This window comes from Serratia sp. CY33525 (assembly GCF_052169115.1).
In the GTDB taxonomy this organism is placed as follows: domain Bacteria; phylum Pseudomonadota; class Gammaproteobacteria; order Enterobacterales; family Enterobacteriaceae; genus Serratia; species Serratia sarumanii.
Map to the genome: position 1 here is coordinate 212557 of NZ_JBJNLK010000005.1, position 13993 is coordinate 226549.

At 55.0% G+C, this 13993-nt stretch carries 17 protein-coding genes; all 17 read left to right on the forward strand.

The features are described from left to right. Window positions 1-109: 109 nt before the first annotated feature. The 17 genes from ACJ8IM_RS14930 to ACJ8IM_RS15010 all read left to right on the forward strand — a co-directional run bounded on the left by ACJ8IM_RS14930 (window position 110) and on the right by ACJ8IM_RS15010 (window position 13992). The gene (locus ACJ8IM_RS14930) at window positions 110-1246 is read left to right on the forward strand and encodes a phage protease (protein WP_308317549.1); all 1137 of its coding nucleotides are present in this window, start codon (window positions 110-112) and stop codon (window positions 1244-1246) included. Further along, on the forward strand, window positions 1243-1638 hold the full coding sequence (locus ACJ8IM_RS14935; protein WP_308317527.1) for a hypothetical protein: 396 nt from the start codon (window positions 1243-1245) through the stop codon (window positions 1636-1638). Before ACJ8IM_RS14930 ends, ACJ8IM_RS14935 begins: the two co-directional genes overlap by 4 nt. Before the next feature lie 12 nt (window positions 1639-1650). Continuing rightward, the gene (locus ACJ8IM_RS14940) at window positions 1651-2559 is read left to right on the forward strand and encodes a Mu-like prophage major head subunit gpT family protein (protein ID WP_308317526.1); all 909 of its coding nucleotides are present in this window, start codon (window positions 1651-1653) and stop codon (window positions 2557-2559) included. Continuing rightward, on the forward strand, window positions 2559-2957 hold the full coding sequence (locus ACJ8IM_RS14945; RefSeq protein ID WP_308317525.1) for an HI1506-related protein: 399 nt from the start codon (window positions 2559-2561) through the stop codon (window positions 2955-2957). Before ACJ8IM_RS14940 ends, ACJ8IM_RS14945 begins: the two co-directional genes overlap by 1 nt. Window positions 2958-2966: 9 nt before the next feature. Further along, the gene (locus tag ACJ8IM_RS14950; RefSeq protein ID WP_060423562.1) at window positions 2967-3395 is read left to right on the forward strand and encodes a gp436 family protein; all 429 of its coding nucleotides are present in this window, start codon (window positions 2967-2969) and stop codon (window positions 3393-3395) included. Continuing rightward, window positions 3392-4036 carry a DUF1834 family protein gene (locus ACJ8IM_RS14955; protein WP_308317524.1) on the forward strand — a complete coding sequence of 215 codons (645 nt, stop codon included), beginning with the start codon at window positions 3392-3394 and terminating at the stop codon, window positions 4034-4036. The genes ACJ8IM_RS14950 and ACJ8IM_RS14955 overlap by 4 nt, the downstream gene beginning before the upstream one ends. Further along, window positions 4029-4256: a DUF2635 domain-containing protein gene (locus ACJ8IM_RS14960; protein ID WP_308317523.1), complete on the forward strand. Its 228-nt coding sequence runs from the start codon at window positions 4029-4031 to the stop codon at window positions 4254-4256. Before ACJ8IM_RS14955 ends, ACJ8IM_RS14960 begins: the two co-directional genes overlap by 8 nt. Then, entirely contained in the window at window positions 4243-5664 is a 1422-nt protein-coding gene (locus tag ACJ8IM_RS14965; protein WP_308317522.1) for a phage tail sheath C-terminal domain-containing protein, read from the forward strand. The genes ACJ8IM_RS14960 and ACJ8IM_RS14965 overlap by 14 nt, the downstream gene beginning before the upstream one ends. A 13-nt stretch (window positions 5665-5677) precedes the next feature. Further along, a complete protein-coding gene (locus ACJ8IM_RS14970; RefSeq protein ID WP_174575221.1) occupies window positions 5678-6055 on the forward strand; it encodes a phage tail protein in 378 nt (125 codons plus the stop codon). After that, window positions 6055-6441 carry a hypothetical protein gene (locus ACJ8IM_RS14975; protein ID WP_308317521.1) on the forward strand — a complete coding sequence of 129 codons (387 nt, stop codon included), beginning with the start codon at window positions 6055-6057 and terminating at the stop codon, window positions 6439-6441. The genes ACJ8IM_RS14970 and ACJ8IM_RS14975 overlap by 1 nt, the downstream gene beginning before the upstream one ends. 133 nt (window positions 6442-6574) lie before the next feature. Beyond that, window positions 6575-8725 (forward strand): phage tail tape measure protein, encoded by a 2151-nt coding sequence (locus ACJ8IM_RS14980; RefSeq protein WP_308317520.1) that lies wholly within the window; start codon window positions 6575-6577, stop codon window positions 8723-8725. Next, complete coding sequence (locus ACJ8IM_RS14985; protein WP_308317519.1) at window positions 8722-10041, forward strand: DNA circularization protein; 1320 nt, start codon at window positions 8722-8724, stop codon at window positions 10039-10041. The genes ACJ8IM_RS14980 and ACJ8IM_RS14985 overlap by 4 nt, the downstream gene beginning before the upstream one ends. Continuing rightward, window positions 10025-11227 carry a phage baseplate assembly protein gene (locus ACJ8IM_RS14990; protein ID WP_308317518.1) on the forward strand — a complete coding sequence of 401 codons (1203 nt, stop codon included), beginning with the start codon at window positions 10025-10027 and terminating at the stop codon, window positions 11225-11227. Before ACJ8IM_RS14985 ends, ACJ8IM_RS14990 begins: the two co-directional genes overlap by 17 nt. Beyond that, complete coding sequence (locus ACJ8IM_RS14995; protein WP_308317548.1) at window positions 11217-11870, forward strand: phage baseplate assembly protein V; 654 nt, start codon at window positions 11217-11219, stop codon at window positions 11868-11870. Before ACJ8IM_RS14990 ends, ACJ8IM_RS14995 begins: the two co-directional genes overlap by 11 nt. Before the next feature lie 54 nt (window positions 11871-11924). Then, window positions 11925-12272: a phage GP46 family protein gene (locus tag ACJ8IM_RS15000; RefSeq protein ID WP_308317517.1), complete on the forward strand. Its 348-nt coding sequence runs from the start codon at window positions 11925-11927 to the stop codon at window positions 12270-12272. After that, the gene (locus ACJ8IM_RS15005; RefSeq protein ID WP_308317516.1) at window positions 12272-13333 is read left to right on the forward strand and encodes a baseplate J/gp47 family protein; all 1062 of its coding nucleotides are present in this window, start codon (window positions 12272-12274) and stop codon (window positions 13331-13333) included. Before ACJ8IM_RS15000 ends, ACJ8IM_RS15005 begins: the two co-directional genes overlap by 1 nt. Further along, on the forward strand, window positions 13330-13992 hold the full coding sequence (locus ACJ8IM_RS15010) for a YmfQ family protein (protein ID WP_308317514.1): 663 nt from the start codon (window positions 13330-13332) through the stop codon (window positions 13990-13992). The genes ACJ8IM_RS15005 and ACJ8IM_RS15010 overlap by 4 nt, the downstream gene beginning before the upstream one ends. The last annotated feature ends 1 nt before the right edge of the window (window position 13993 follow it).

The following is a 13993-nucleotide window of genomic DNA, read 5'->3' on the forward strand; positions in this document are numbered from 1 at the left end:
TCATTGCCTACAGGGTAGTGGCAAGATGATCGTCGACCGTTTCCCCCTGATTACCCCACTGAACCCCTTCACCTGAATCCACTTTTCGCCGATGCGTATTCTCGGCGGCATGAAACTAAAAATCGCCGCACTGGCCATCGAAATCACCAAAGCGAATCACGGCACTATCCAGCTTTTCCCTGCTGGTGAATTCCGTGCTCGTGATGGTCGCCCAACGGAATGCGATCACTGGCTGATGACGGCCGACATTGCCAAGCCGCTTATTGCGACTGCGGTGGAACGTGCCACGCCGTATGTCATTGACTACGAACACCAGACTTTGCGTGCAGCAACCAACGGTCAGCCTGCGCCAGCGGCTGGCTGGTTCCATACGCTTGAATGGCGTGAAGAAGGTCTGTTTGCTGTCGATGTTCAGTGGACGGACGCTGCAGCAGAAATGATCGCCAAGGGCGAATACCTCTTTATCTCCCCCGTTTTTACTTACAACGAATCTGGCCACGTGGTGCAAATCATCAATGCCGCGCTGACCAATACACCGGCTCTGGATGGGATGGAGGAAGTGATGCTTGCTGCCGCCTCTCTCCTGGCCGCTGGCTCAACCTCAAAAGGTACTTCCACAATGGATGAACTACTCGAACGCCTTCGCTGGATGTTGAATCTGCCGATCACCGCCACGAAGGAAGACATTGTTGCCGAGCTCAACAAGTTGATTGATCAACTGCTCGGCGCTGATGCCGGCACGGCTGCAGCCTCGTTTCAGACGCTGTCGGCTAATCCCTTCAACCTGATTGACAAGTTGACCCAGGACGCCGCCCAAACGGCTGCATTGAGCGCCCAGGTGGAAAATCCTGATCCGTCCAAATGGGTAGCGGTGGCCGTCATGCAGGAGTCCATCAGCCAGGCAGTGACCCATGCGGGCGTAACGTCTGCAGCGGATTTGGCTACGCGTGAATGTGACACCTTGATCACTGCTGCACTTTCCGATGGCCGCTTGCTACCAGCACAAGAGCCCTGGGCGAAGGGACTGGCGAAAGCCAACCCGGACAGCCTCAAGACGTTCCTGGACAAGGCTCCGAAAATCGCGGCACTCACGACTACCCAGACCGGTGGCCAACCACCTGCAGGGGCAAAACTGGCACCATCGTTGGACGATTCGGATGATGAATTGGCCGCTGCGGTGGCGCTCAGCGCCATGATGGGTACTGACCCGGCAGACATTGCCAAATATGCGGGAGACAAGAAATGACCGATCGCAATACCCCTTATAAAGATGGCGAGCTGTTCCCGGTTCCCATCGCGGCCAGCACCGAAATCTTCGGTGGCCATATTGTCGCAGGCAATGCTGCCGGCTTTGCCGTACTGGCCACCGCTGTGGCTGCGCAGGTGACGCTGGGTGTTTCCGATGGCTATGCCGACAACAGCGCCGGTACAGCAGGTGACGCTGTCGCCCTGGTGCGTCGGGGCAAGTCCTGGTTCTTTGCCAACCTGGGCGGCGATGCCGTCACCCAGGCGGACATTGGCAAAGAGTGTTTTGTTGCCGACAGCCAGACTGTGGCGAAAACCAGCAACAGCGACGTGCGTCCTGTTGCCGGTAAAGTGCTGGGCGTGGAAAACGCCGGCGTTTGGGTTCTGATTTAAAGGAGTAGGCCCGTGATTGTTAACGTAAAAAATATTAAAGCGATCTTCATCAACCTGAAAACCACGTTCCAGAAGGCGTTTGACCAGACGCCGAGTGACTGGCAGAAAGTGGCGATGAAGGTGCCTTCCACAAGCAAGCAGAACGATTACAGCTGGCTTGGGCGTTTCCCCAAAATGCGTAAGTGGATTGGCGACAAGGCGGTAAAAGCCCTGGAAGCCTTCAACTATTCGATCGTCAACGATGACTTTGAAGCTACGGTTGAGGTTGATCGTAATGATATCGAAGACGATCAAATTTTGGGGTTGGCTCAGCAAGCCCAGGCTGCTGGCCAATCGGCTGCAGAACTACCATCAGATATTGTGTTTGCCTTGCTGAGCCAGGGGTTCACCAACCTGTGCTACGACGGCCAGCCGTTCTTTGATATCGACCACCCGGTGAACGGTGTATCTGTTTCCAACAAAGGCACCAAGAAGCTGTCAGCGGCAACCCAGGCAGCGGCGAAAGCCAGTTATGGCGTGGCACGGGCTGCCATGCGCAGCTTCAAGGATGAGGAAGGCGCATCATTGAAAGTCCGTCCGACCATTTTGGTTGTGCCGCCAGCGCTGGAAGATGAAGCCAACTTCCTGATGACTGCCGACCGTTTCCCGGACAACACCCCGAATATCTATAAAGGTACTGCCGAGGTGTTGGTTGTGCCGGAGCTGACTTCTGACACGCAATGGTTCCTGCTGGATACGACGCGTCCGGTGAAACCGCTCATCTATCAGGAGCGTAAAAAACCGGAGTTCGTTGAGCAAACCGACTACAACGCGGACAACGTCTTTATGCGCAAGAAGTTCCTGTTTGGCGCTGAGGCACGTGCTGCAGGTGGGTATGGCTTCTGGCAGATGGCGTATGGCTCGACCGGGGAGGCCGCATAATGCCGATTCAAATCACTGCACGCCGTGAGGGTTTCCGCCGCTGTGGCATCGCCCACAGCGCCAAGACTACCACCTACGAAGATGGCCGCTTTACGCCGAAACAGTTGGCTGAGCTGGAGAACGATCCGCAATTGGTTGTGGTACGCATTGCAGCTGGCGCAGCAACCGATGATCAAGACCTGGACAAGCAGTTGAGCCTGGCCAGGGAAACCATCACCCGCCAGGAGCAGGAGCTGGTCACGCTGAAATCGCAATTTGATGATGCGCAAAAGGCTATCGCTTCCCAGCAGGAAAATATCGCGGCGTTAACCACTGAACGCGATGACGCGATTGCAAACAGCACAGCACTGACGGCAGAGCTGGCGGCCCTGAAAGAACCGCCTCCGGCGAAGAAATAAGGCATTGCTATGTATGCCACTCAAGCAGATATGGTACTGGCGTTCGGTGATAAGGAATGCATCTCTCTTACCGATCGCAAGTACACCGGCCAGATTGATGCTGAGGTCATGGCACAGGCGCTGGAGCAGTCCAGCGCCGAGATCGACGGTTATCTCGCTGGCCGCTATCCAACGCCCTGGCCTGATACACCGCGTGTTCTGGTTGGCCGTTGCTGCGACATCGCCCGCTATAAATTGTGTGGCAGTGGCACGCAGTGTACCGACCTCATTCGGGAGCGGTATGAGGATGCGATCCGCTATCTGGAGCGTGTTGCCGATGGGCGCATTACCCTGGGCCGCCAACCGGATGGCAGCGTGATCCAGGGTGGAACCAGCGCCCGCTTTGTCTCAGCCGGCAGAGCTTTTAGCCGAAAATCGACCAATGGAGGTGCATTTTGATTATCGCCAACACTGAGCTGGCCATCGTGGAACGTCTCCGCCAGGGACTCGGCAAGATGGTTCACAGCGTGGAGTCCTACGGTGGCGAGATGGATGGCGAGCCGGCGGAGATTATCCGTCAACTTCCCGCTGCCTGGGTAACGTTCGGTGGCGTACAAAAGACAGAGAACACCAATCTCACCAAGCGAAAATACACTGTGCATGGACGTTTTGTGGTGATAGTCGGCGATCGCAACCTGCGCAATGAAAACGCCGCTCGGCTCGGTGGGCCGGGATTCGATGAGGTTGGCACGTACCGCCTGGTGATGACCGTGCGTCGCCTGTTGTCCGGGCAAGATATGACGCTGCCCATCAAACACCTTGTCCCTGGTCGGGTTCGGACGCTGTTCAATACGCAGGTGGAAGCAGCAGCGATGTCAGTTTTTGCCTGTGAGTTCGATACCGCCTGGATTGAGTCCGCTCTGGAGGAAGGCAAATTCCCTCTGGTTAACGCGCCGGCAGACCATCCTGACAACCTCTTCAATGGGTTCGAGGGTACGTCCAGCGAGCCCGACGCCGAGTGGTTACGCACCCATTTGAACTATGACATACCGCAGACGGCGCAAAAGCCGGATGCCGTGGACATTATCAATCATGAATGAGATCAGCATTAAAGCGGTGGCCGGTGTGCGTGTTCCCAGGGAAGACAACCCGCGTCGCTACATCACAGCAGATGAAGCTGTGACGGTTCCAGACTCAGCGTATTACCAGCGGCAGATTGCCGCCGGCGATCTGCTGATTATTGAGGGCGAAGCCAACGCGGCCACGCCAGTTAATCAGGGTAAGGCCGTAAAAACGGAGGTTAACCGTGGCGAGTCCTAACATTGCATTCGACAGTATCCCGAGCAGCATTCGCGTGCCTGGCCAGTATCTGGAGTTTAATACCCGGTTGGCCGTTCGCACCTTGCCTGGCAACCCACAGAAGGTGTTGCTGATTGGCCAGATGCTCGCTAGCGGTACTACAGCACCACTGCAGGCCATTGATGTTTTCTCAGATGAACAAGCGGCCGTCTATTTTGGTCGTGGCTCTATCGCACACCTGATGGCCACCGCAGCTATCACCAGCAACAGCTATTTGCAACTGCAGATGATTGGCGTCTCCGATGCTACGGCAGGTAAAGCAGCGACAGGTACAGTTACTGTCGCCGGCTCGGCAACGGGCAGCGGTACCGTTTCTGTCTGGGTTGGTGCAACGCGCGTGGATGTTGCCATTGATGCCGGCGATACCGCCGCAGCTATTGCGACTGCGCTTGCGACTGCGATCACCCAGCAATCCGACCTGCCGGTTACCGCAGCCGCTACCGCAGCCGCCGTGACACTGACAGCGCGTAATAAGGGTGAAGCCGGTAACGGTATTGTCCTGCAGGCGCAGTCAACGGCAACGGGGGCAACAGTCACCGTGGTGGCAATGACCGGCGGTGAAGTTGACCCGGATATCGCGCCGGCACTGGCGGCAGTTTTTGCGGCCGGTCATAACATTGTGGCGACGCCGTTCTCTACCGCTGCAGCGCTGACGGCACTGCGCACGCATCTGGATGAAACCGGTGGCCCGTTGGAAAAACGCGGCGCGGTAGGCGTGGCAGGCTGGTGTAAATCATTGTCGACCGGCACCACGCTGGCCAGCCAGATTAACGCCGGCCGTATCACCCTGGGATGGCATAACGGCTCGGCCAAACTGCCGGCCGAAATCGCAGCCTCCTATGCGGCCGTTATGGCCAGCGAAGAAGACCCGGCCCGTCCGCTCAACACGCTGCAGTTGAAAGCCCTGGACGTCACGGCACTGGCCAGCCGTCCGGGCCGCAATGAGCAGGAGAATGCACTGCATAACGGTTTAACACCGTTCGTCGTGGGTGCAGGTGACAAGGTGCAAATTGTTCGTGCTATCAGCACCTACACCAAAAACGCCCAGGGTGTGGACGATGTGGCATTACTGGATATCACCACCATCCGCACCCTGGACTATGTGCGCAAGGCCTGTGGAGATCGCATCGCGCTGCGTTTCCCGCGTGACAAGTTAAGCAGCCGCACCCCAGCCAAGGTACGCAGCGAACTGTTGGACGTGCTTATCAAGCTGGAAGAGCTGGAGATTGTGGAAAACGTCACGGAGAACCAGGCTGCGCTCATTGTGGAGCGCGACTCTCAGGATGTTAACCGGCTGAATGCGGCTATTCCAACCGATATTGTCAATGGTCTGCATGTGTTTGCCGGCCGTATTGACCTGCTGTTGTAAGGAGTAACAGACGATGGCACTTGAAGAATATGTTGGCTCGATCATCCTCGAGATGGACGGCCAGGAAATTGAGGTGACAGACCTCAAAGAAGACGTAACCACAGGCCGCAAGCTGGTCAAGACCATGAACAAGACCGGGCGAGCTAAAGGCTTTAGCCGTGGGATTGCCGAGTATCAGTTGACAATCTCTGTTGTGGTTCCACTGTCCGGGGATCTCAATTGGGAAGGTATGGAAGGCGCGAAAATTACGCAGTATCCGCTCAGCGGCAGTGGCGGCAAGCGCGTCTCGTTCCTAGACTGCTTCTCTACCCAGGTCGGCGCGAGCTATACCGTGGACAATGAAGCAAAACGTGACATTACTGTGAGCGCACTGCGACGGGTGGAGGAATAATGACGGAATCAGGTTCTTTACTGCTTGGCGTGCCGTTCGGCGACACCTTCCACTTTGCCTTTAAGGTCAAGCTGCCAGTGGTGCGGGACACCATGAACGCCCTGGAAGCGACGATGGAAGAATGCGGCACCACGGAAGGCCCGGTTGCCGGGATGTTTTACCGTGCTGCCGTGATGGCGTCGGCATTGGTTTCCCTGGGCGATATTCCAGCGGAGCAAATCACCCCACAGCTTCTTTGTGACGGGCTAACCGATGATGATTTTGACCTCATCGACGCCCAGATCTCCGCCCTTAAAAAAAAGCGGATGGCATTGAATCCCGCCTTAGCGGATACCGAACAACCGTCCTCGCCCTTGGAAAGTACGGATTTACCGAGTCCCAAATAGGCGCAATGACCCGCGCCGAACTCGACGGCTATATCAATGCGTTATACCGGTTGCACGGCAAAAAGCCCCCCGCAGCCGGTACCTCAACCCAATCCCGCCGCGTTAAGTCCAAACGCCAGAAACGGAGGAAATAATGCGTAATCTTGCCCTGGCGTTAACGCTTTCAGCCAAGGATGCCGCGTCTAAAGTCTTACGTCAGGCGATGCAGGATGCTGTCAAGCAATCCAAAGCCGCCGAGAAGGCTGGCGACGAGCTGGCCAAATCACAGCAGCAGAATGCCACTACCGGCATCCGGGCATCGCGATCCCTGTCGGATGAGTACCGCCGAGCTTCCAGTGCCCGCTCAACCCTGGGGATTCGTTCAGAGCGTGAGATCCAACGCGAAATCCAGCAGACGCAAGCGGCATACATGCGCCTTACCCGCAGTGGCGTCATGTCAGCGAACGAGCAGAGCCGGGCCTTTACGGCAATGACTCAGCGTGTCGGCCGGCTGCGAGACGAGCTCAAAGGGGCAACCACCGAAATGGGCCGTATGGAGCGCGCTCGTGGCTGGAGTTCAAACGCGATGGCTGTCGCTGGGGGAGTCGCTGCAGGTGCTGCCGTGGTGAGCCAACCGGTTAAGAATCAAATGACCTATGAGCAGCGTCTCGCCATGATGGCAAACACTGCTTACGCCGAGCAAGGCGTTGCTGGCCGTAAGACAGGGATGCAAAGCATGGATCAGCTCATTCGCCAAGCGGTAACAAATGGAGGTGGTACAAAAGAAGGCGCTGCAGATACGCTGGATTCCTTGCTGGCATCGGGTGCAGTAGACATGAGTTCGGCAAAAACCTTGTTGCCTATTATTCAACGTTATTCGACGGCCACTGGTGCAGCGCCAACAGACTTAGCGCAGATTGCCATTCGCGCAAAACAGACTTTTGGCATCCAGGATAACGAGATGGTCAAGGCGTTCAATATGGCTATTTCAGCAGGGCAAGATGGCTCCTTTGAACTAGCCGATATGGCGAAATGGTTGCCTCAGCAACTCGCAGCTGGAAGTAACAACGGTATGAGAGGTCTGAATGATTTTGGCGTACTGTTGGGAGCTAACCAAGCTGCAGCCATCACGGCTGGCACCAGCGATGAAGCAGGTAATAACCTGGTCAATCTGTTGGCTAAAATTGGCAGTGCTGATGCCGCAACATCTGCCGCAAAAATCAAGGTCAATGGTAAGGGTATCGACTTGCCTGGTAGCTTGTCGGCTGCCAGGGGGAAAGGTATTAACTCTCTGGATGCCTTTGTCGGCATCGTGGATAAAGTCGTTAGCAATAATCCAGCCTACAAAAAACTGGAGAGTAAGTTAGCCACCGCTAAGGATGGCGAACGCCAGGAAACAGTGGAGTCGATGGCTAAAATACTGGAAGGCTCTGCTGTTGGCCAAATGATTGCTGACCGCCAGGCGTTGATGGCATTAATCGGTTATCGCAGTAACCGAAAATATGCCCAAGACGTTGTCAAAAATGCGAATGCACAGCGTAACCTGCCCGCAGGGCAGACTGCCGGCGATCTTAATTATGCGCTGATATCAGATACAAACGCCTTCAAAGTCCAGCAGTTGGACAATGCGCGTGATTTTGGCCAGATGGACTCAGTAAAGCCCCTGTCAGATGTACTTGGCCGTGTATCGGGGGAACTGGCGGACTATTCAAAACAGTATCCAGGACTTACCAAATCGCTGGCCGGCGCAGAGGTGGCCATCAAAGCGATGACCGCCGCCGCTGTGGTGTTCGCTGGTATCAAGTTCTTCTCGGGCGGTGGCCTGGGCGGCATCAAAGCCCCATCAACACCCGGCGGCGTAACCGGGCCTGGTTCGTTAGGCCGTGCGGCTGGAGCCCTAGGCCGTTGGGCTGGTCGTATTGCGGCACCACTCATGCTCTATCAGGCATCGCAAGATGCCCCCCTGGTGCAAGTTGAGCGTGGCGACAGTGACGCACGCAAGCGCCTGCAGGCGGGACAATACGACGATGAACTGAGCCGGCTAAAAGATTCTGCCCGAGCCGAACCCGGTCTGCTGGATGCCTGGGATGAGGTTAAATCCTGGTGGAGCCCGCCGACGTCGATCGGCAAGGGTGACATGGCCACTGCCGGCGCACCGTCCTACTTGTTCCCGCAACAGAACCAAAAGCCTCAGCCTATCCAAGTGACAACCAAGCTCGAGCTTGATGGCCGCACCATCGCAGAGTCCGTCAACGAGTTTAATGGTAATCAGGCTGAGCGTGGCCCAACAGGAATGACCCCATGAGCTGGAACGACAGTATGTTAGATGCCTCTTTCAGGGGCATTAAATTCGACGTTATCAATACCCGTGACACCTTCTCCAGGGACATGGCGCAGTATGAATATCCGTTCGTGGATGGTGGCGACGTTGACGATTTGGGGCGCAAACCACGTAACCTGCGTATCACTGGGTTACTCTGGGGAGACGATTACGAAAGCCGGCTGCAGACACTGCTGGCCGAATTTGACAAGCGTGGCAACGGCGAGCTGATCCACCCCGTGTTCGGCTCTATGCCGAAGATGCAGCTCATCGAGTGTCAGGTATACCACGAGGCGGAGAACGTCGATTATTGCGTGATTGAGCTGGTATTCCTGGAAGCCGGCACGAACATCCCGTTCTTTACACGCGAGTATCCAACGGCAAAAGCGGACATTATCTTTAACCAGGTTCAGTCCGTTCTTGACGATGCTCAGACGCTGATTGATAACGCCCTGGCACCACTGCGCAATACGCAACGCTTGATGGCCAAAGCCAAGGCGATGGCCTCCACAGCAGCCAACATGGCGACCATTTTCCGCAGCGATATCACTGGTTTCATCAGCAGCACCACGGACTTTATCAATTATCCTGGTGCGTTTATGTCTGACCTGCAGAGTGCGCTTAGCCTGACCTCCAGCCAGTCCAAGTCGAGTGTCAGCAATAACACCGGCACCTATGCGACTGTTGGGGCGACTAATATCGTGATGGCCGATTGGGGGGAGAGCCGTAATCAGCTTGACGCCGTGGCTGCGCTGCCGACAGCGTTGGCATCAGGCAAGCGAACCGCGCCGTTACCGATGCCAATCATCGTTACCGACAGCGATATTGCCGAACTCGTGGTGTTGACCTATCTGCAGATGTCGCTGCAGTTGGCACTGGACGCCGCCAACCTGCTTAGCGACGACGGTTTGATTACCACATTGTCGCCTGCCGAGATTGAACTTGTCACCAATGACACCCGCGAGACGCTGCAGAACGCTATCGACAAGCATCGTGCGCTCTATGAGGCAACGACTCAGGACGTCAGCGCCAGCACAACCGATGTCGGTATTACCTGGCAACCAGTGGTTGATGGTCTGAAAGATATTGCGCTATCGGTGCAGCAGCTGGCGGCCAACATCATCACCACACGCCCGCCGCTGGTGCAACGCCGGGTTGAGAGTGCCGGCAACCTGCATCTTATCGCGCATCTGTGGTATGCCGACTACACCCGAGCAACCGAACTAGCCCGCCTAAACCCTCAAATTCGTAACCCGAACCGGCTGCAGCCTGGAGATGTGCTCTATGCCTACGCCCAATAATGATACCGTCAGCGTGCTGATTGCTGGCCGTGTGCACAGCACCTGGAGCCGCTACCAGATTGACAGCGATTTTCTGATCCCCTCGGATGCCTGGTCTGTCACGCTCGGCCTGCCGGGTGGAACTTTCCCGACCTACGTCGAGCGCGGCGCACCCGTACAGGTAAAAATCGGTAACGATACCGTGATGGTCGGTCGAGTGGCCAAGGTACAGCGTCGTGTATCCCGTCAGCAAATGAGCCTCAGTATCACCGGGTTCGACGGTGCAAAAGTCTTGGTGGACTGTGCATCGCCCATCTTCACATCCCGGATGTTGAGTTTGGAAGAAGTGATCGCCAAGGTTGTGCGGCCGCTCGGCATAACCAATATCCGTATTGAGGCCGAAAGTTCTATACGCAGTGATAAGGTTTCTGTCGAGCCTGGCGAGCGTGCCTGGGATACGCTGGTGCGTGCCGCTTCTGCGCGTGGATTGTGGCCTTGGTTCACCCCGGATGGCTCGCTGGTTATCGGTGGGCCGGATTACACGGCAGAGCCGGTGGCTACCCTCGTTTTGAACCGGGACGGTCGAGGTAACAACATCCTCGACCTCAGCGACGCAACATCTATTGATGGTACCTATTCGGAGCTCACCGTTCTGGCCCAGGGCCATGCGCAAGGCTCCAAGTCGTCTGCAGAACTGGGCATTATTGATGTGGATTCGTTCTCAGCAGCAGTGGCAGAGGAAGCACAGGACGACGATACACCAGCGGCCGGTACGCCGGAAACCGGCTTCCACGGTCTGAAAGCCGTTGTGCGCGATCCAACAGTACCGTACTACCGACCGCAAATTATGGTGGTTGGCGATGCCGATAATCTGGAACAGGTGCGTTACCGTGCCCGCAAGGCGATGGCAGATGCCCGCCTGAATGCCTACGAGCTGACGGCCGTTGTCAAAGGGCATCGCAACGATGCCGGTGTGCTTTGGCAACCTGGCCAGCGTATTCGTATCAGAAGCGAGCCGCATGGTATTGACGACGTCTATTTCCTGATGGGGCGAGAGTTCTCTGGCGGCCGCCCTGATACCACAATAACCACTCTGAGGCTGAAAGAAGACGGTATCTGGATACCGGACGCCTACCCGAAAAAGCGCAAGGCCAGAAAGCGTAAGGCCAAGGTGAATAAGGAGCTCGCAATTGTCGATGTGGAATAATGTTGATCAGCGAATTCATCGTGCTTTAAACGGCCTTCGAATGGCTTTTCGTGGCGTGTTAACGCGCGTGAACAGTGTCGGCCAGGTGCAGACTATCCAGGGTAAAGGGTTGGCTGGCGAGCAGTTGCAAGACAGCGAGTTGTTCCAGCATTATGGATTTACCTCTAACCCGCTGCCAGGAACTGCGGCGATTGTACTTCCCCTGAATGGCAGAACGTCCCACGGCATTATTATTGCCACCGAACATGGCAACTATCGGCTAAAAGAACTCGAACCGGGTGAAGTTGCTTTATATACCGATGAAGGTTCTAAAATAGTTTTAAAGCGCGGGAAAGTCATTGAGGTTGATTGCGATATATATCGGGTAAATTGCAAAACCTATGAAGTCAATGCGGAAAACAATGCCGACTTTAATACACCGATGGTTAATGCCAGCCAACAAATTACCAGCCAGGATAAAATCACCGGTAATGGTGGTATGGTTATTAAGGGTGGTAATGGCGCGACATTTGAGGGTAATATCAACCAGAGTAGTGGTAGCTTTGAAACTGATGGCGACGTTAAAACAGGCGCAGTTTCCCTTAACGATCATGAGCACCCGAATGGCGAAGGCGGAAACCCAACCGGTAAACCCATTCAATAACCCACTGAACCCTTTCACCTGATTTATTCCCCGCCATGCCGTCACTATTGCGACATGGAAATGCTCATTGACCCACTCACCGGCGATTATTCAGGCCAGCGCACTGCGCTGGCAAATGCTGTTTATTTACGCCTCATGACACCGCTCGGCTCCTATTGGGCTGAACCAACGTTGGGCTCTTTGCTGTACACGCTAAAGCGTGAAAAAGACGTGTCCCGAGTTAACAAGCTCGCGGTGCAATACAGTGAACAGGCATTACAGCCCATCATTGATGACGGTCGGGCTACCAGCATCACAGTTACAGCAAGCCGCCCTCAACCTGGTTGGCTTACTTTGGCAATCGTTTTAGTGAGTGCTAGCGGGCAATCCGAAACCTTTAAACATCCTGTGAGGGTTATCTGATGCCGCATATTACCCCAGCGATTGAAGCCATCCGCGATGACTTGTTGCGTGATATCCGCAACCAGCTACCCGATGCCAACATTGGCAAAGACAGTGATTATTACATCCGCGCCTCATCAGTGGCCAGTTGCGCTGAGGGCATCTATCGAGATCAGGGTTGGATTGTTCGTCAGATTTTCCCTGATACCGCCGATACCGAGTATCTCGAGCTTCACTGCAGAACTCGAGGGATCACCCGTAAGGCTGCTAACACCGCCTCGGGCCCCGCATCCCTGACGGGCGAACTCGGTGCAAAGGCTGCTGCCGGGCTCTCTATCACGCGTGATGGTGCGACCTGGACGACCACTGCTGAGGTTATTCTCAGCAGTGAGGGGAAAGGCACAGTCACTGCACGGGCGTCCGTTGCTGGCGCTGCAGGTAATACTGCTACCGTGATGTCCGGCATGTTGACGACAACGCCTGATGGTTTTGACAGTACCGCCATTATCGGCGTTATGGGCGGCGGAACTGACAGAGAGTCCGACGCCGAACTGCTCGCTCGTCTGCTGGAGTTGATCCGCCGTCCGCCCGCTGGGGGCAATAAATACGACTATAAGCGCTGGGCACTTGAGGTTCCCGGTGTGACCTCCGCTTATGTCTATCCGCTGCGTCGAGGGTTAGGAACGGTTGATGTGGTGATCACCTCATCCGATGGTTTGCCCTCTGCCGAGGTTGTCGAACGCACCCAGACGCATATTGATGATGTACGGCCAGTGACAGCTAAAAACTCCCTGGTGATTATGCCAACGATTAAGACCTTTAATATTGACGTTAAAGTGTCGTTGAGCGGTTTAAATATTGACGATGCCACAACTCAAATTAAAAAGGTGCTTGCTGATTTTGTCGGCCGATTAGAGCCAGGGGCGACTTTTGTTCGTAGCCAGGCTGGAACGCAAATATCGTTGATTGCCGGCATCATTGACCAGGTGATCGTTGATCCTCCCGGTAATGTCGTTCCAGCAGTCGATGCTATTGCCGTTGAATGGCTGCGAGTCGGCGATATCACGGTAGATTTATTATGAGCTATAGCCCGTTATTAGCGCTATTACTGCCACAGGACAGTTACAACACTACACTCCCGAATATCTCTGCCGAGTTATTGGCGGAAGGTAACGCACTGGATAAGACTGCGCTATATGCGCAGAAGGTCTTGAATGGTGTAACACCGTTCTTTGCTGCTGATTTAATCGCAGATTGGGAGCGCGTGGTTGGCATTAGTCCTGGGCCAAATAGCACATACCAGGAACGCCGTGAACGGGTGCTCATTAAGCTGCGTGAAATTGGTGGGCTCAGCATTCCGTACTTTGTTCGTCTGGCTGAAAGTATCGGTTATAGCATCACTATTGATGAGCTGGAGCCATTTAGAGCCGGTGTCAATCGAACAGGTGAGCCATTGTATTCCGAAGACAGCATTTGGATATGGCGCGTGAATGTATTTAATTCAAACCAAAAAACTTACCGATTCCGGGCTGGAGCATCAGCGGCTGGTGAAAGCCTAATGTCGTTTGGTGATGATGTTTTAGAAACCACATTGAATGACCTAAAGCCGGCTCACTCATTTTGTTATTTTGCATATAATGTCGACCGCTTACGGCTACCTTACTATGACGGCTCATTCACCTTTAACGGTGATACGTCATTTTCAATGCAAAATTATATCCAAGATACAACAGAGGATTAAT